This window comes from Actinoplanes italicus, from assembly GCF_003001815.1.
Taxonomy (GTDB): Bacteria; Actinomycetota; Actinomycetes; order Mycobacteriales; family Micromonosporaceae; genus Actinoplanes; species Actinoplanes italicus.
In genome coordinates, this window is record NZ_PVMZ01000001.1 from 564839 (window position 1) to 582781 (window position 17943).

At 70.5% G+C, this 17943-nt stretch carries 16 protein-coding genes; 4 read left to right on the plus strand and 12 right to left on the minus strand.

Annotated features, from left to right (window positions below):
• The first annotated feature begins 79 nt into the window (after positions 1-79).
• Complete coding sequence (locus tag CLV67_RS02695; RefSeq protein WP_106315737.1) at positions 80-481, plus strand: DUF5319 domain-containing protein; 402 nt, start codon at positions 80-82, stop codon at positions 479-481.
• Between the two features lie 387 nt (positions 482-868).
• On the opposite strand, the gene CLV67_RS02700 is transcribed toward CLV67_RS02695, so the two are convergent.
• On the minus strand, positions 869-1723 hold the full coding sequence (locus tag CLV67_RS02700) for a response regulator transcription factor (RefSeq protein ID WP_106315499.1): 855 nt from the start codon (positions 1721-1723) through the stop codon (positions 869-871).
• Between the two features lie 231 nt (positions 1724-1954).
• Between CLV67_RS02700 and CLV67_RS02705 the strand changes: the two genes are divergently transcribed.
• Entirely contained in the window at positions 1955-2341 is a 387-nt protein-coding gene (locus CLV67_RS02705; protein ID WP_106315500.1) for a WhiB family transcriptional regulator, read from the plus strand.
• A gap of 159 nt (positions 2342-2500) precedes the next feature.
• On the opposite strand, the gene CLV67_RS02710 is transcribed toward CLV67_RS02705, so the two are convergent.
• The 11 genes from CLV67_RS02710 to CLV67_RS02760 form a co-directional block, all read right to left on the minus strand.
• Positions 2501-4027: a molybdopterin-dependent oxidoreductase gene (locus CLV67_RS02710; RefSeq protein ID WP_106315501.1), complete on the minus strand. Its 1527-nt coding sequence runs from the start codon at positions 4025-4027 to the stop codon at positions 2501-2503.
• A gap of 20 nt (positions 4028-4047) precedes the next feature.
• Positions 4048-5565 carry a M16 family metallopeptidase gene (locus tag CLV67_RS02715; RefSeq protein ID WP_106315502.1) on the minus strand — a complete coding sequence of 506 codons (1518 nt, stop codon included), beginning with the start codon at positions 5563-5565 and terminating at the stop codon, positions 4048-4050.
• Complete coding sequence (locus CLV67_RS02720) at positions 5562-6503, minus strand: hypothetical protein (RefSeq protein WP_106315738.1); 942 nt, start codon at positions 6501-6503, stop codon at positions 5562-5564. Before CLV67_RS02720 ends, CLV67_RS02715 begins: the two co-directional genes overlap by 4 nt.
• A 21-nt stretch (positions 6504-6524) precedes the next feature.
• On the minus strand, positions 6525-8162 hold the full coding sequence (locus CLV67_RS02725) for a peptidase M16 family protein (RefSeq protein ID WP_203737429.1): 1638 nt from the start codon (positions 8160-8162) through the stop codon (positions 6525-6527).
• On the minus strand, positions 8159-9103 hold the full coding sequence (locus CLV67_RS02730) for a hypothetical protein (RefSeq protein WP_239166635.1): 945 nt from the start codon (positions 9101-9103) through the stop codon (positions 8159-8161). Before CLV67_RS02730 ends, CLV67_RS02725 begins: the two co-directional genes overlap by 4 nt.
• 62 nt (positions 9104-9165) lie before the next feature.
• The gene (locus tag CLV67_RS02735; RefSeq protein WP_106315504.1) at positions 9166-10344 is read right to left on the minus strand and encodes an ROK family transcriptional regulator; all 1179 of its coding nucleotides are present in this window, start codon (positions 10342-10344) and stop codon (positions 9166-9168) included.
• A gap of 45 nt (positions 10345-10389) precedes the next feature.
• Positions 10390-11649 carry a sugar ABC transporter permease gene (locus tag CLV67_RS02740; RefSeq protein ID WP_106315505.1) on the minus strand — a complete coding sequence of 420 codons (1260 nt, stop codon included), beginning with the start codon at positions 11647-11649 and terminating at the stop codon, positions 10390-10392.
• Positions 11646-12449, minus strand: a complete 804-nt coding sequence (locus CLV67_RS02745) for an ATP-binding cassette domain-containing protein (RefSeq protein ID WP_106315506.1) — start codon at positions 12447-12449, stop codon at positions 11646-11648. Before CLV67_RS02745 ends, CLV67_RS02740 begins: the two co-directional genes overlap by 4 nt.
• A gap of 116 nt (positions 12450-12565) precedes the next feature.
• Positions 12566-13672 carry a sugar ABC transporter substrate-binding protein gene (locus tag CLV67_RS02750; RefSeq protein ID WP_106315507.1) on the minus strand — a complete coding sequence of 369 codons (1107 nt, stop codon included), beginning with the start codon at positions 13670-13672 and terminating at the stop codon, positions 12566-12568.
• A 326-nt stretch (positions 13673-13998) separates the two neighbouring features.
• Positions 13999-14490, minus strand: coding sequence for a Cys-tRNA(Pro) deacylase (gene ybaK, locus CLV67_RS02755; protein WP_106315508.1), 492 nt, complete (start codon positions 14488-14490; stop codon positions 13999-14001).
• Positions 14491-14499: 9 nt separating this feature from the next.
• A complete protein-coding gene (locus tag CLV67_RS02760; RefSeq protein WP_106315509.1) occupies positions 14500-15684 on the minus strand; it encodes a THUMP-like domain-containing protein in 1185 nt (394 codons plus the stop codon).
• 216 nt (positions 15685-15900) lie between these two features.
• Between CLV67_RS02760 and groES the strand changes: the two genes are divergently transcribed.
• On the plus strand, positions 15901-16215 hold the full coding sequence (gene groES, locus CLV67_RS02765; protein ID WP_014440794.1) for a co-chaperone GroES: 315 nt from the start codon (positions 15901-15903) through the stop codon (positions 16213-16215).
• Between the two features lie 72 nt (positions 16216-16287).
• Complete coding sequence (groL, locus tag CLV67_RS02770; protein WP_106315510.1) at positions 16288-17940, plus strand: chaperonin GroEL; 1653 nt, start codon at positions 16288-16290, stop codon at positions 17938-17940.
• Positions 17941-17943 lie beyond the last annotated feature (3 nt).

Genomic DNA, 17943 nt, shown 5'->3' on the forward strand with positions numbered 1-17943 from the left:
CATCCCGGACGGGGCACCCGGGCGGCGGACAGAACGTGCGGGCCAGCACACTCGCTCGGGAGGTGAGTACGGTATGGGGGTGCAAGATGAGCCCATCGACCCGTTCAACGGCGACCCGACCGACCCGGCCGCCGAGCTCGACGACCTCAACGAGGACGCCGAGTCCGAACCGCTGACCGAGGAAGAGCGGCAGGACGTCCTGGAGGACCTCTCCGACCTGGAGATCTACCAGGCGCTGCTCAGCCCGACGGGCATCCGCGGGCTGGTGATCGAGTGCGAGGACTGCCACGAGCCGCACTACTTCGACTGGGACCTGCTCAGGGGCAATCTGCGCCACCTGCTGAGCAGCGGCCGCCCACGGGTCCACGAGCCGGCCTACGACCCCGACCCCGACCACTACGTCACCTGGGAGTACGCCCGAGGCTACGCCGACGGAGTACACGACACCCTCACAGAGGGCTCAGACGACGAAACCCCCTGAAAACAAGAGGCCAAAGGCAAAGGCCGAAACCTAAGGGCTGACCCAGGCGTACGCAGTCACGCCGCCCCGCGCAGGTACCCGTACTTTTTCAGTGCGCACGGAGCCACGTAACCACCCGCAAAATGCCGCCGGTGATGAGGCAGTCGATTTGCCGACGCCCAGCGGGGTTTGCCGGGTGGCGGGAAATCGCCTGCCTCATCACCGGTTACAAGGCATTTTGCCGCTGAGCGAAGCGGAGCAATCAAGCACAGCTCGGTGACCAAGCCGCCAACCGGGCCCACCGGCCGAGCGTCCCAACACCCCCTCAGCCCCCGAGGTGACCTGCCCGGCTCACCTCCAGCACCGAGGTGACCCGGGCGCCGCCCGGTCGACCCCGCCCGCCAGTCGCTAAGCCACCAGCCCAGCCCGGAACCCCGCAGCCACGGCATGTGCCCGGTCCCGGGCCCCAAGCTTCCGGAACAGCCTCCGAGCATGTGTCTTGACGGTGTCCTCGGAGACGAACAGCTCCCGCCCGATCTCCGCGTTGCTCTTCCCGTCCGCCATCCCCCGCAGCACCTGGAGCTCGCGTTCGGTGAGCGTGAGCCGCCGCCCCGCCGGCTGCGCGTCGGCCATACCGACACCGCCTTCGTTGCCCGGCCAGGCCACCATCGGCCGCCCGGTGGCCGGGTCGATCGGTGCGTCGCCACGCTGCGACGGAACCATCGGCGCGTTGGGGCCGAGCATCGCCGGCACCGCGGCCGCGTTGTGTACACCGATGCCGCCAGGCCCCTGCTGGTACTGACCCCGGGCCGCTGGGGAGTTGTTGTTGCGCACGCCGCCGGCCACGGTGGCCGGTTGCGCGTTGGCGCCGTTGATCGGCATGCCCTGCGGGCGTACCGGCAACAGCAGCAGGAGCAGCGCCTTCGCCACGACGCTGACCAGGTCGTGCTCGACGCCGCGGATCACGCCGCGGGCACCGGCGGCGACCGCCGCCGCGGCGACCCGCGGATCTTCAGCCCCGAAGAGCACCACCTGTGCCTGCGGGGCGCGGGCTAGTACGCGCCGGGTGAAACCGACGCTGTCGGGCCGGGTCACGGCGGTGTCGGCCAGGACCACTTCGGCGGGCCGTTCCGCCAGTCGGATCATGGCCTCGGTCTCGCTGACCGCGGTCCGGACGACGCCGGTCATGCCGAGCCGGGCCGCGGTCGACGCGACGGTTTGGGCCGCCAGCGGGGTTCGGACGCACACGAGGACGGTACGCACAGTGATCCTCCTTCTCTCTCAGAGGAGATCACGCGAGGGCCGCAGCATTACGCGCTTTAGATGGAAAAAACGGGAAAGAAAGGTATGACTTGCCACCCCTTTGCCATACCGCTCGCGAAGACATCGACATGGTGCGTGTGAGCCGGGGGTTGCTTGGGTACACCGGCGAAAGGCCGTTTCCAGGCCCCTCACGACGAACGCTCCGCGGTGCCGCGCGGGAGGAGGGTGTTGATGTCGAACGTTCGCAGGCTGCCCGGTCCCATCGCCGATCTCTGGGATTGGCAGAGACTGGGCCTCTGCCGGGGCCGGGACAGTGCACAGTTCTTCCACCCCGACGGCGAGCGCGGGTCGTCCCGCAATCGCCGCGAGTCCAAGGCGAAGTCCATGTGCGGCGTCTGCCCGGTCCGGGCGGAGTGTGCCGCGCACGCCCTCGCCGTTCGCGAGCCGTACGGCGTGTGGGGAGGTTTCAGCGAATCGGAGCGGCTGCGGCTGCTCGCGGTCGGCTGGGAGGACCTTGCCGATCGTCACGGACGGGTCGACCTGCTACGGCTCGAGGCACGCCTCGGCCGGCCCCACAAGACGGCGGTACCGGCGCAACGGCAGGCGCCTGCTGCCTGACGCCGTCCGGCACGCGGCATCACCACACGGCTTCCGGCACGGTCCTCCGAAGAGGGCCGTGTCGAGTGGTTCAGCGGTTCTTCAACCGCATTGGTGGACATGCAAGCCACCGTATGAGCGACTTGCATCCGCGAGTCGGACCGAAAGTGCGGCTTTCAACTAGCCGACGTCGACTGTCACCTGGTGCAGCCCGGTGGCGCCGTCCGGCGCCGGTGGTACCTCCAGAGGTGTCTGCGTCACCCCATCGAGATCGGTCGCACGTACCCGAAGGGTGTGCCGCCCGGCGGAGGCGGCCCAGGTCAGACTCCACTGCCGCCAGGTGTCCGCGGAGACCGCCGGAGCAAGGTCCGCGGTCTGCCACGGACCGTCGTCCACCTGCACCTCGACCTTGGCGATCCCCCGATGTGTCGCCCATGCGACTCCGGCGACCGTGACCGTGCCGGCCGGCTTCCGGGCACCGTCGCGCGGGGTGTCGATCCGGGACTGGGTCTTCACCGGGGCCTGCGCCGACCAACCGCGCGGCACCCAGTAGGCGTCGAAGTCGGAGAACCGGGTCAGCTCGATCTCGGTGATCCACTTACAGGCGGAGACGTAGCCGTACAGTCCGGGAACGACCATCCGGGCCGGGAAGCCGTGCGCGACCGGCAGTGGCTCACCGTTCATCCCGATCGCGAGCAGCGCGTCCCGTCCGTCACGCAGTACCGCGGTCGGCGTGCCGCACGTCCAGCCGTCCGACGAGCGCTGCACCGCCTGATCCGCTTCGGGCAGCGGGCCGGCCTCGTCGAGCAGGGCCTTGATCGGGGTGCCCAGCCAGAGCGCGTTGCCGATCAGGTCACCGCCCACCTCGTTCGAGACGCAGGCGAGAGTCACATACCGCTCGACCATCGGTCGTTTCAGCAGCTCGGCCCAGGTGATCGTGATCGGGTTGCGAACCATCCCGTGGATCCGCAGAGTCCACGAGTCCGGGTCCACCTGCGGCGTGACCAGGGCCGTGTCGATCCGGTAGAAGCGTCGGTTGGGCGTCACGTAGGGCACCGCGCCGGGCGCGTTCACCGCGGGCGGCAGCGGCGGCGCCGACTCGGTGGCGGGCGGCAGGACGATGTCGGCGCGGGCCGTGGTCACCGTGCGGCGTGAGGCGAGCATCCGGCCACCGATCCCGGCGGCTGCCGTGGCCGCGGCAACGATCCCGAGGTCACGGACGAAACGGCGACGACCTTCCTCCATCTCGTACGTCTCCGTGCCGCTCCCGTCGATTTCGGCCGCGACCGCCCGGTCGCGCAGGTGCCGCAGCACCGCCACGGCCACCAGGGCCCCGGCGACCGACGGAACCACCGAGGCCGCCCCCGCTCCCGGACGGGTCACCGCCGCCAGCGCGCCGACCAGCCCGAACAGTGCGATCCCGCCGACCGCCAGTGCCCATCGCCGCCGGGCCAGCACGCCGACCACGTAGGCGTAGGCGGCGAGCAGCACGGCCGTACCGATGATCAGGGCGGTTTTGTCGTGCACCCCGAAGACGGCTATGCCGAAGTCCTTCACGGGAGCCGGCACATGGTCGACCACCACGCCGCCGACCGCCACGAGGGGAGCCGACCGCGCACCGGTCACGACGGCGAACAGCTCGGCGACGCCGAGCGCCACCGCGGCCGCCGCAACCCCGGCCAACCCGGGTCTGATCGTTGCCTTCACCCCACCATCGTGCACGCTTCTCAGCGTCCTCTGATCCGCCGGAACACCCGGGACAGCGCCGATCCGCTCCCCGTGTCCGTCGTGGACGCCGGTGGGCGGGGTATCCGTTCCGGATCGCGGGGCGGCATCGTGACCCGCAACTCCGGCCGGACCCGGGCGTCCAGCGCCACCACCACGGCGTGCCCGTCCGGGTAGAGGGCCGGTTCGACCCGTACCTGCACCGCGTCGTTCCCGATGAAGATCCGGCCGCCGTCCGGCCAGGCCAGGACCGCCGCACACTCGTCGAAGAGCACGGTGACGGCCGAGTTCATCCGAGTCATGCTGAGGCCCTTCTCACCGGCGGTCAGCCGCGGGGCCGAGTCGCCGATCGACCGGTAGACGATGCCGTCCACCAGGTTCTCGGACTCCGACGGCGCCTCGGCGAACCCGGCCCAGTCGGCCTCGTTGTCACCGGGGGTCATCAGCAGCCCGTCGGCGCAGGCGTCGGCGGCGATCGCGGCGACGTCACCGCGGGTGACCGCGTCCAGCTCGGCCAGCGCCTCCTCGAGACTCTGCAGCGGTCGGCCGTCGAGCAGGTTGAACGCCTGGCCCGGCAGCCGGCCACCGGCCGCGTCGGCGTGCCTCATCTCGTCCCGGCGCTGGTTGACGACCGCGGTCACCTCGGACTCGTCGATCATGCCGAGCCGGGCCGCGGCCAGCACGTCGACAAAACCGCCGAGCACGGCGTCCTGCTTCTCGGGCAGCGCGTCGGCGACCGCCATGATCACGGCCCGGCCGTCGGCGCGGGGCGTGTAGTCGGTCAGAACGTTGTACGACAGGCCGCCCTCCTGACGCAGCGAGCGGAACATCATCCGTTTCAGCACGTCGGCGAAGACCGCGGCGGCGGCACCGCGCTTCACCACGGCGTCCCAGGCGACGACGTTCGAGTCACCGGTGAAGTACGCAGGGCGTACCGGAAGAGTGGAAGAAGGAGCCGGGACCACCTGGCGCGTACCGTCCGGCAGATCGAGCCGGAGACCGGCGGGCACGCCGGGTCCGGCGATCCAGAGCACCGCGTTGCCCCGGTTGAAGTAGCGGGCAACCCAGGAGCGCAGGTCGTCGGGGGTGAGGCCGTGGAGCCCCCACTCCGGGTAACCGGGCATGCCGTGGTCGCGGGCGCCGTGCCGCCACAGGGCCAGGCGCTCGGCCGGCGACTCGCCGCGGCTGCTCTCCTCGGTGCGCAGGATCTCCTTCTCGACCGGCAGCCGGTGCATCGGCAGGTCACGAAGCCCGGAGCAGACCCCGTTGAGGAAGGCGACGATGTCGGCCTCGGCGCCCTGCATGTGGAAGTAGGTGTGCTCGACGCCGGTGGCACCGTTGTAGTGGTAGTCGGCCACACCGAACGAGTACAGCGCCAGATGCTCGATGAGGTGCGTGATCCCGCGCCGGGCCAGTGGCTCGTCGGCGAACCCGACCCGGAACGCCAGGCCGGCGTGCATCGGTCCGTTGGTCGGCGCGATCAGCGCGGGGATGCCGTCGACCTCCTGCCGAATGATCATGACTCTCCCTCGTACGCCCACGCGCGGGCCTGGAGGACCTGGACCGGCACGTCGGCCCCGACCTGGTTCCACGGGTACTCGTCGGCCAGGTCGCCGAGCGCGGTGAACACGGTGGCGGCGGACCGCCGGTCGTCGAGCATCGTGAAGATCAGGGCGAACGCGTTGAGCGCCTGGAGCCAGCCGTGGTCGCGCCGGAACTCCGGATGCCAGACCGACCGGTGTGCCGCCTCGTAGATCTCGGCCCGGATCGCGTCGTTCGACAGATAGCGGAAGACGTCGGTCCCGTCGTCGCCGAAAATGTGCTCGATGTGCGCGTGGACGACCAGCAACCCGTGCGGCGAGCCCGGCGGTGCGGCGGCCGCGGCGTCGCGGGCGAACCCGTGAACGAGGTCCCAGGTGCCGCCCCACTTCGGGCAGGCGCTCTGCAGGAACTGCAGCTGAGCGGGCAGATGGTTCGGCTGGGCGGCCAGCGCCCGGTCGAGCCGGCGCCGGGTCTCGGCCAGGCCCAGTTCCAGCCCACGCGCGGTGAGCAGTCGGGCGGTCCAGATCGCCGGGTCCCCCGGGTGCCGGGCGGCGCCGTCGATCAGGAGCAGTTCGGCCCTGCGGAGCCGGTCGCGGAACTGCTGGGCCTGGCCGCGGCTCACGTGCTCGGCGGCGTAGCCGGTGCGGATCCGCCAGCCCAGCTTGATCAGATGGTGGCCGAGCAGCGCGGTCGCGGCCGGATCCGCCGGATCGGCGTTCAGCACGCCGCGCAGGAACGGTTCGGCGTCCTGCTCGTCACCGCACTCGAGCAGCGCCGCGCTGCGGGCAGACGGCTCCAATCGGTCGATCAGCGCCCGGCAGGCCGGCCAGTCACGGCGCCGCAGCGCCGCCCGGAGTCCGGCGATCTCCGGGTACGCGGCGGCCCGGTCGAGCACCACGTCGGTGGATCCGATCATGGCGCGCACTATAGATGGCCGTCACCCGTGGTGCGGGCCCTTTCTCAGGGACCCGAGATCGCGCGCGGCGATCCAGCAGTACCGGGCGCAGAAGGCCCCGAACGCCAGGCTGCCGGCCAGCGCCAGCGCGTCCTCACGTGTGTCGCCGAGGCCGGTGAGCAGCCGGATGAGCGCCCAGACGGCGCCCGCGACGAAGAACAGTACGAACAGTCCGCTGACGGTCAGCGTGGCGTAGAGGCGCCCGGCTCCTGTCCGGGGCGCGGGCTCCGGCCGCGGGATGCGATCGCGGTCGCGGGGTGGCATCTCGATCCGCAGGCGTTGCGGTACGCGGGCGTCGGCCTCGCGCACCACCCGGTCGGCGCCACGGAAGAGAGACGGCTCGATCCGGGCCACCACGGCGTCCTCGCCGATCAGGTGCCGGGCGCCGTCCGGCCAGGCCAGCATCGCGACGCACGACTCCCAGCCGACCGAGGCCACCACGTCCGGGCCGGTCACGCTGACGCCCTCGTCGCCGCTGATCAGGCGGATCGTCCGGTTCCCGCGGCCGCGGTGCGTCCGGCCCGCCAGCACGGTCTCCGACATGGCGGGGGCAGCGGCGTACCCGGCCCAGCCCGCGGTGCCGCCGGGCGGGGTCATCAGAAGCCCGGAGTCGTACGCCTCACTCGCGACCACCGCCACGTCGGCGACGGTGACCGCGCGCACCTCGGCCAGTGCCTCCTCGAGGCTCTGCACCTCCCGCCCGGCCAGCAGACTGAACGCCTGACCGGGCAGGCGGGCGCCGCGCGACTCGGACTCGCGCAGGCCCGTACAGGTCAGCTTGACCACGGCCGCCACCTCGTCGGGGTCGATGCGCCCGGCCCGCACGGCGGCCAGCACGTCGACCAGCCCGCCGAGTGCCGCCTCCTGCTGATCCGGCGGCACCTCGGCCACCGCGGCGATCCGGGCCGTGCCGTCGCAGCGGATCACGTACTCGGTGCGGGCCCGCCCGGTGCCGCCCAGCTCGTCGAGCATGCGGCGTTCCAGGACGTTGGCGAAAACCGCGGCGTGCGGCCCACGGCGTACCACCGTGTCCCAGGCGACCACGCCGGGTGTCTCGCCCGGGAAGAAGGCCGGCGTGACGGGCAGCGTCGTGGCAGCCGCCGGAGCGGGTCGCCGCTCACCGGACGGCAGATCCAGCGCGAGGCCCTCGGGCACCTCGTCGCCGGCCACCCAGAGCGCCGCGTTCTCCCTGGTGAAGTAGCGGGTGATCCACTCACGCAGATCGTCCTCGGTGAGACCGGGCAGGGCCCATTCGGGATAGCTGGCCGCACCGAAGCCCCGGGCACCGTGCCGCCACATGGGCAGGGGGTCGCGTTCGGCACGGCCGGCCCGCTCGCGGGCGGCGGCCAGCCGTTGCGTCGGCGGATCGCGCAGCGCCTCGCACACCCCGGCCAGATACTCGGTGATCGCGGCGGCCGAGCCCTGCACGTGGAAGTAGGTGTGCTCGGGTCCGACCAATCCGCCACGACCGTTGGTCACCAGGCGTTCGACCAGCCGCGTGATACCGCGCCGGGCCAATGGCTCGTCCGCGGTGCCGACCCGGAAGACCAGGCCGGCGTGGGTCGGGCCGCTCACCGGGGCGAGCACCGCCGGCAGACCGTCGACCTCCAGCCGCCTCATGTGCCGCCTCCCCCCGCGCGTTTCCGGTACTTCACGATCGTCGGACCCGGATCGCCGAGGTAGTCCCACGGGCGGTCGGAGCCGAGATCGCCCAGCGCCGTGAACAGCGCGGCAGCCGCCGGACGGTCGTCGAGAAGGGCGAACGCCATCGCGAAGGTGCTCGTCACCCGTACCCATCCATGAGTCCGCCGGAAGGCGGGGTGCCGCACCGAACGGTCGGCGGCCTCGTTCAGCTCGTCGCGGACCGGGCCGGCGCTCAGGTAGCGGCGGCCCGCTGCGGCACTGCGCCCGTGCTCCTCCAGCCAGTGCTCGAGGTGCGCCTCGGCGACCAGGACCGGGTCGAACGATCCGGGCGGCGCGGCCGCGGCGGTCTCCCCGGCGAAGGTGTGCGCGAGCGCCCAGACACCCCCGGACTTGGGGCACAGCTGCTGCAGGAACTGCCACTGGCCGGGCAGGTGGTGCGGATCGATCGCGGCGAGCCGGTCGTAACGGCGGCGCGCCTCGGACCGGCCCAGCCGCAGGCCGCGGGCGGTGATCAGGCGGGCCGTCCAGATGGCCGGGTCGTGCGGGCTGCGAGCGGCGGCGTCGACGAGCAGCCGTTCGGCCACTTCGAGGCCTTCGGTGAAAGCGGCGAGGCGCTCGCGACTGACCTGTTCGGACCGGGCGGCGGTACGGATACGCCAGGCCGCTCCGATCAGATGCTGACCGAGCAGGGCACCTGCAGCGCCGTCACCGGGATCCCCGGTCAGCACACCGCGCAGGAACGTCTCCAGGCCCGTCTCACCGAAAGCGATCATCGTCAGCTCGGTGCGCTCCACCGGCTCGGCGGCGTCGAGAACCGACCGGCACTCCGGCCAGTCCCCGGAGTCCAGGGCGGTCCGCAGTGCGTTGATTCTCGGGTACGCCGCGGCCGGGTCCAGGACCGGTTGACGCGGGGGCATGGCGGGCAGCATAGATCTTCGCCCTCAACGCCCAATCACGACGGTCGCGATGTGGCCTCTGATCAGGACACGAGCGGATCGTCGAGCAGATTCTCGAAGGCGAGTTCGGCGGCACCGATCAGGGCCGCGTCGGCACCGAGCTCCGGGGTGCGCAGGCGGACGTGCTCCCGGCAGGCGGGCAGTCCCACCGCGTTGAGCCGGCTGCGGATCTGCGCCGCGGCACCGAGGTAGACGTCGCGCAGCGTACCGCCGAAGATCACGACCTCCGGGTTGAAGATGTTGACCAGGTTGCCGACGCCGAACCCGATCCAGTCGCCGACCTGCCGCAACGCGTGCTGGGCGGAGCTGTCCCCGCGCATCGCGGCGTCCACTACGGCGAGGACGGCCTCGCCACCGCTGCGATCGGCACGGCCGGCCAGGCGCAGCAGCGCGTGCTCGCCGATCTCGGTCTCCCAGCAGCCTCGCGAGCCACAGCTGCACGGGCGTCCGTACGGGTTGACGACCATGTGGCCGACCTCGCCGCCGTAACCGCCGTGCCCGTGCACCCGGCGGCCGCCGGCCACGATGCCGGCACCCACGCCGACGTCGCCGTACAGGTAGATGACGTTGTCCGAGCCCACCGCGGCGCCGCGGGCGTGCTCGGCGAGGGCGCACACGTCGGCGTGATTGCCGACACTGAGCGGGCCGAACTCGTCGAGCTCGGACCGCAGCGACTCACCGATCGGCTCGTCCACCCAGCCGATCGTCGGGGACAACCGGATCAGCCCGTCCTCGCGGCGCACCATGCCGGCCACGGCGACGGCGCTGCCCACGCACCGGCCGTCGTCGGGCACGCCGGAGCGCATCGTGCGGACGAAGCGGGCCAGCGGGCGGACCGCCTCGCCGGCGTTCATGCCGCGGGGGCGCTCGGTCTCGTACTGCTCCAGGATGCGGCCGCCGAGTCCGACCCTGGCGGCCCGCAGGCGGTCCACCTCGATGCTGAGCGCGTAGGCGTACACCCGTCCCGACTCGGGCCGGACGACCAGTGACGGTCGTCCGGCCCGGCCGGTTTCGCGTGGTGCCGCCTCGCTGACGAGGCCCGCGCCGATCAGGTCGGCGGTGAGCGCGCCGATGGTGCTGCGGTTGAGGCCGAGCCGGGTGGTCAGCTCAGCCCGGGACGTCGCGCCGTGCATGTGGACGTAGCGCAACAGCGTCCCGAGGTTGTGCTTACGTACCTCTTCCTGACTCGGGCCGGCCCGCATCAGCGTCCCGTCCCCCGCCTGGTCGGCAGTCTCATCGCGTTCCGGCTACCGGTTCCCGGTCGCCGCCGCGCGGCGCCGGGCCAGTGCGTCGACGCCGGCGGCGATCAGCAGGATCACACCGGTGAACATGTAACGGGTACCGGACGAGAAGTCCATGAGGAACATGCCGTTGTCGATGACCGCGATCACCGCGCCACCGATCACGGCGTGGATGATCTTGCCCTTGCCGCCGAAGAGGCTGGTACCGCCGATGACCGCGGCTCCGACCGCGTACAGCAGGGTGCTGCTGCCACCGGTGTTCGGGTCGACCGAGCCGGCCCGGCTGACCAGCATGACGCCGCCGACCGCGGCCATGAACGAGCCGATCACGAAGACCGAGATGCGGATCCGGTCGACCGGGATACCGGCCCGGCGGGAGGCCTCGGCGTTGCCGCCGACCGCGTAGACGTGCCGGCCGTACGAGGTGCGGCTGAGCACGAAGGTCCAGAGCACCAGGAAGCCGCCGATCACCGGCGCCGCGATCGGGACACCCTTCAGCGAGGCGATCACGGGGTTGATGGCCCGCTCCTGGGTCAGGATCGCGGTCGAGATCAGGATCAGCGCGGCGAGGCCGCCGACCCGGAGCAGGATGATGCCGATCGGCTCGTTGACCAGATTGCGCTTGGCCCGGCCGCGGTACCGCATGAACTGGACCAGCGCGAAGATCACCACCGCCGCGATCGCCAGGACCCAGCTCCAGGTGACCGAGAGGCTGTCCTTGTTGAGCGACTTGATGAAGCCGTCCGGGATGGAGATGTTCTTGCCCTCACCCAGGATGTTCAGCAGAACACCCTGGAAGGCGAGGAAGGCGGCCAGCGTCACGACGAAGGACGGGATGCCGACCTTGGAGACCAGGAAGCCGAGCAGCAGACCGATCACGACGCCCGAGCCGAGGGCGGCGGCGAGCGCGACCGGCTCGGAGTAGCCCTTCTCGGTCAGCAGGATCGCCATGACCGCACCGCAGACGCCGGCGGCGAAACCGGCGGAGAGGTCGATCTCGCCCAGCAGCAGGACGAAGATCAGGCCCATCGCGATCATCGTGACGCCGGCGGCCTGGTTGAACAGGTTGGCGAAGTTGCCGGCGCTGAAGAACGTGTCACTCCGGGCCGAGCCGAAGATCAGGACGAGGATGACCAGGCCCAGGACGGCGGGCAGGGCACCGAGGTCACCGCCGCGGATCCGGCCGATGTAGTCCCGGATGTGGCTGGCGACGGTCGGCTTGACGACCTTGACGCCACCGGCGGTCTCGAGGGTCGTGGTGCTCACTTCTGGACTCCCGGCGTGATGTCGACGAAGTCGGTGGGCTTCTCCGGCGGGAGGCCCAGGTTGCCGCTGCGACCGCCGGTGATCAGCTCGACGACCTGCGCGTGGGTGACGTCGCTCGCCTTCACCTGCGCGGCCATCCGGCCCAGGTAGAGCGCGGCGATCCGGTCGGACACCGCGAAGACGTCGTTCATGTTGTGCGAGATGAGCACCACGCCGAGACCGTTGTCAGCCAGCCGGCGGACCAGCTCCAGCACCTGGGCGGTCTGTGCCACACCCAGCGCGGCGGTCGGCTCGTCGAGGACGACCACGCGGCTGTTCCAGAGCACGGCCTTGGCGATCGCCACGGTCTGCCGCTGGCCGCCGGAGAGGCTGGCGACGAGCTGGCGCAGCGACTTGACGGTCCGCACGGAGAGGCTGGCCAGGGTCTCGCCGGCCATCTGCTCCATGGTCGGCTCGTCGAGCACGATGCCGCTCTTCTTCTCGCGACCGAGGAACATGTTCTGGACGATGTCCAGGTTGTCGCAGAGCGCGAGGTCCTGGTAGACGACCTCGATGCCGAGCTCGGAAGCGTCCCGCGGGCTGTGGATCGCGACCTGCTTGCCGTCGAAGGTCACCGTGCCCGCGTCGATCGTGTAGATGCCACTGATGCACTTGACCAGGGTCGACTTACCGGCACCGTTGTCACCGACCAGCGCGGTGACCTCTCCGGGGTAGACGCTGAGGCCGACATCGTGCAGCACCTGGACGGGACCGAAGCTCTTGTCGATCCCGCGCAGTTCCAGTAGGGGTGTCGCGGCCACGGATGTTTCTCCTTCGTTCGGTGACCGACCGTTTCGGGCCGTTGAATCGACTCCGGCGCCGCCCACGAGGTGACGTGAGCGGCGCCGTCGCCGGATTCAACGGTGTTGCTGAGGGATCAGCTGATGCCCGCTTCGGTGCAGGCCTTCTCGAACGCGGCGGTGCAGAGCTCGGCCTTGGTCACGAAGCCGTCGTCGACGACCGTCTTGACGTTCGCCTTGGTGATGGCCTCCGGCTTGAGCAGCACCGACTGGACCGGCTGCTTCGACTCCGGGTCGGTCACGGTCTGGGTGGCCGTGGTCGGCTTCTCACCCTTCGCCAGCGCGATGGCCAGCTCGGCGGCCGCGTTGGCCTCCTTCTTGATCGCCTTGTAGACGGTCATGCACTGGTCGCCGGCGAGGATGTTCTGCAGGCCCTGAACGGTGGCGTCCTGGCCGGTGACCGGGACGGTGCCGTTGAGCTTGTTGGTCTTCAGGACCTCGATGGCCGCGTTGCCGAGGCCGTCGTTGGCCGCGAGAACACCGGTGATCTTCTTGTCCTTGGTGAGCTGCTGCTCGAAGATCGTGCCGCCCTTGGCGTTGTCCCAGTCCGGCACCGAGTCGTCCGGGCCCTTGATGAATTCCTGGGAGTCGAACTTCGGCTTGAGGACCGAGTCGTAGCCCTCCTTGAACAGGGTGGCGTTGTTGTCGGTCGGCGAGCCGTTGAGGTAGGAGATGACCGGCTTGGTCACCTTCTTCTCGGCCAGGCAGTCGATCAGGCCCTGACCCTGGAGCTTGCCCACCTCGACGTTGTCGAAGGAGACGTAGTAGTTCGCGCCGCCGTTCAGCGTGAGACGGTCGTAGTCGATCGTCGCGATACCGGCCTTCTTGGCGTTGTCCAGCACGTTCTTGCCGGTGCCCGAGTCCAGGTTGACGATCATCAGGACCTTGACGCCGCTCTGGATCATGCCGTCGGCGATGGTCTGGAACGAGGCCTTGTCGCCCTGCGCGTTCTTGATCTCCGCCTCGACGCCCGCGGCCTTGAAGGCCTCGGTCAGGTACTTCAGGTCCGCCGTCTCCCAGCGGGCCGAGCTCTTGGTGTCGGGCAGGATCACGCCGACCTTGCCGACCGAGGACTTGCCCGAGCCGGTGTCGCCGGAGCCGCTGTCGCTCTCGGTGCCACAGGCCGCCATGGTTCCGGTGGCCAGAAGGCCGGCCGCGGCAAGGGCGAACATTCCCTTACGCATCGCTTATGTCCTTTCGGGGGGTAATCCGGAGCCTTATTCGGATTAATCAGGACAGCAGTGTCTGGGAGAACCGCTGCTGCCCGTGGTGCCGATGGATCAGGAACCGGTTTGTTGTGCCCGGCAACGTATTCCCATGGTGGCCGAGAACACAAGCGGCAACGATGGTCTATCTCGTAACGAGGGATAACAATCCGGCAACACGGCCGTTCCCCCAGGTCGCCGCAAGGCGACGCGGGATGGCCCGACGATGTCCATGAAGTAACGCTAAGTAGTCCGGGCGCCGAAAGTGGGCGGAAACCCGAAGAACAGACTTTTATCCGCCTGTACTAGGATGCGGCCGCACGGATCGGCGCGACGATCGCACTGGTCAGCCTGATCAGATCGGCCGGGGCGAGCGACACCTGGAGACCACGGCGGCCCGCTGATACGTACATCCGATCGAGCCCGGAGGCGGAGTCGTCGATCACGGTGGGGAGTCGCCTGCGCTGTCCCAGCGGGCTGATCCCGCCCCGCACGTAACCGCTGCTGCGCTCGGCCGCGGCGCGGTCGGCCAGCGCGGCCCGCTTGCCCCCGGCAGCGGACGCCAGCGCCTTCAGGTCGAGGTCGCCGGTGACCGGCACGACGCCCACCACGAGGCTGCCGTCCACCTCGGCCACGAGGGTCTTGAACAGCCGCTCGGGCGCGACACCCAGCGCCTCGGCAACCAGCGCCCCGTAGTTGGGGGAGTCCGGGGACACCTCGTACGGATGCAGGGCGTGCGCCACCCGCTCCGTGTTCAGCAAGACGGTGGCCGGCGTACCGGCCGCTTTCTTGGCCATGCGCGCAAACTACATCGCCGAGGTGGTCAGCAACGCGACCGGTGCCCCCTCGACACGCGTCAGCACGAGCCCCGCCGTGTTCGGACCGGACAGCCGCAGGTCCTTGCGGAGCTGATCGGGCACCAGCGCGGAACCCCGTTTACGGATCTCCAGCACCCCGACGCCGCGCTCGCGCAGCAGGGCCCGCAACCGTTTCAGCGAGAACGGGAGGACCTCGGTCACACCGAGTCGCCGGGCGAACGGCGTATCCACCGGGTCGTCGGTGTAGACGTAGGCGATCTGCGGATCGGCCAGCCGCCCGCCGACCGACTCGGCGAACTCGGCCACCAGATGGGACCGGACCACCGCCGGATCGGGGTCGTAGATCCACGCCCCGACCGGCCCGACCCCAGCCGATTTGTTGCCGGCCCCGGTTAAAACCGAGTTCGGACCCAGCAGTACGGCCCGTCGTGGCACCTCCGCAAGCGGGCCGCACCAGAAGGCCGCCTCGACCAGGTCGCCGCCGACACTCACCCACTCCCCCTCGGCGCCCGGCGGCAGCAGCCCGTGGTCGATGCCGGGCGCGAGCTTCAGCACCGTGCGCGGCACCCGCCGGGGCAGGGCGGCGATGAAGTCCCACGGCGGCGAGTACGCCTTCGGGTCGAACACCCGGCCACGACCGGCCTGACGCCGGGCCGGGTCGGCGAAGACCGCGTCGTAGCGCTCCACGGGCACCGTCGTGGCATCGGCGCACTCGACCGTGATCCGATCGGCGAGACCGGCCGCCTCGGCGTTCGCCGCGGCCATCGCGGCGGTGGTGGGATCGGCGTCCACGGCGTGCACCGCGATGCCGTGCCGGGCCGCGGCCAGCGCGTCGGCGCCCAGGCCGCACCCGAGGTCCGCGAGCGTCCGGACGCCGGCCGCGGCGAGCCGGGCCGCACGCCGGTCGGCGACCACGGCACGGGTCGCCTGCTCCAGACCGGCACGGGTGAAGAACATCCCGGCGGCTACCTGGCCGAACTTCATCGCGGCGCGTTCCCGCAAACTAGCCTGGGTCAAGGCGGCCGCGGCGAGTTCCGCGCCGAAGCCCCCGGCCCGCAGGGCCGAGGCCGCGGCGAGCGGCTCCCCGCCGGCCACCTCGGCCGCCGCGGCCAGGGCTTTCATCCCCTCGGGGGTACGCAGAAGTCGCAGCAACTCAGGTGTCACGTGAGGCATTCTCCCTGGCGTGACAGGTTGGCACTCTGGTTGACGGAGTGCTAGTTCCGGAATAGTCTCGGCGTTAGCACTCTCAACATGAGGGTGCCAGCCGCCCGGGTCCTCCGTGGCGGTTAGGCACCAGGCGGACCGGCACCCGCGACGACGGCCCCGCCCGGTGGCATGAGGCATTGACCGGCCTGGTTCAAGGCCGGCGAAACCTGTACCCAGGAGGGTATGCCCGTGACTACCGCGACCAAGGTTGCGATCAAGCCGCTCGAGGACCGCATCGTGGTCCAGGCGAACGAGGCTGAGACCACGACTGCTTCCGGCATCGTGATCCCCGACACCGCCAAGGAGAAGCCCCAGGAGGGCACCGTCCTCGCCGTCGGCCCCGGCCGGATCGACGACAAGGGCAACCGCGTTCCGCTCGACGTGAAGGTCGGCGACGTCGTCCTCTACTCGAAGTACGGCGGCACCGAGGTCAAGTACGCCGGCGAGGAGTACCTGGTGCTCTCCGCCCGCGACGTCCTCGCGGTCATCGAGAAGTAAGACCTAACTGATTGCGCTTGCGCCCTGTTCCGATAGCTCGGGGCAGGGCGCTGGTGCGTGAAGGGACCATTCATGGCGAAGATCCTCAGCTTCTCAGACAACGCCCGGCACCTCTTGGAGCACGGCGTCAACACCCTCGCCGACACGGTCAAGGTCACCCTCGGTCCGCGCGGTCGCAACGTCGTCCTGGACAAGAAGTTCGGCGCGCCCACGATCACCAACGACGGCGTCACCATCGCCAAGGAGATCGAGCTCACCGACCCGTACGAGAACCTTGGCGCCCAGCTCGTCAAGGAGGTGGCGACCAAGACCAACGACGTCGCCGGTGACGGGACCACCACGGCGACCGTGCTCGCGCAGGCGCTGGTCCGCGAGGGCCTGCGCAACGTGACCGCGGGCGCCAACCCGATCGGCCTCAAGCGCGGCATGGACAAGGCCGCCGAGGTCGTCTCCAAGGCGCTGCTGGCCAAGGCCGTCGAGGTCGCGGACCACAAGGCGATCGCGAACGTGGCCACCATCTCGGCCCAGGACGCCACCATCGGCGAGCTGATCGCCGAGGCGATGGACCGGGTCGGTCGCGACGGTGTCATCACCGTCGAGGAGGGCTCGGCGCTGCAGACCGAGCTCGACGTGACCGAGGGTCTCCAGTTCGACAAGGGCTTCATCTCGCCGAACTTCGTGACCGACGCCGAGGCGCAGGAGGCGGTGCTGGAGGACGCTCACATCCTCCTCACCACGCAGAAGATCTCCAGCATCGAGGAGCTGCTCCCGCTGCTGGAGAAGGTGCTGCAGACCAGCAAGCCGCTGCTGATCGTCGCGGAGGACGTCGACGGTCAGGCCCTGTCCACCCTGGTGGTCAACTCGCTGCGCAAGACCATCAAGGTCGTCGCGGTGAAGGCGCCCGGTTTCGGTGACCGCCGCAAGGCGATCCTGCAGGACCTGGCGATCGCCACCGGCGGCGAGCTGATCGCTCCCGAGCTCGGTTACAAGCTCGACCAGGTCGGCCTCGAGTCGCTGGGCAGCGCCCGGCGCATCGTCGTCGACAAGGAGAACACCACCATCGTCGACGGTGGCGGTAACTCCTCCGACGTCGCCGACCGGGTCTCCCAGATCCGCAAGGAGATCGAGGCGTCCGACTCCGACTGGGACCGCGAGAAGCTTCAGGAGCGGCTGGCCAAGCTCTCCGGCGGCATCGCGGTGATCAAGGTCGGCGCGGCCACCGAGGTCGAGATGAAGGAGCGCAAGCACCGCATCGAGGACGCCATCGCGGCGACCAAGGCGGCCGTGCAGGAAGGCACCGTCCCCGGTGGCGGCGCCGCCCTCGCGCAGATCGTCTCGGAGCTCGACGGCAACCTGGGCCTGACCGGCGAGGAGGCGCTCGGCGTCGGCATCGTCCGCAAGGCGCTCGTCGAGCCGCTGCGCTGGATCGCGCAGAACGCCGGCCACGACGGCTACGTCGTGGTGGGCAAGGTCGCCGAGCTGGGCTGGGGCCACGGCCTCAACGCCGCCACCGACGAGTACGTCGACCTGGCCGCGGCCGGCATCATCGACCCGGTGAAGGTGACCCGCAACGCGGTCTCCAACGCCGTCTCGATCGCCGGGCTCCTGCTGACCACCGAGAGCCTCGTGGTGGAGAAGCCGGCCGAGGCCGCTCCGGCCGCCGGCGGTGGACACGGCCACAGCCACGGCCACGGGCACGGCCACCAGCACGGTCCGGGCTTCTGACCG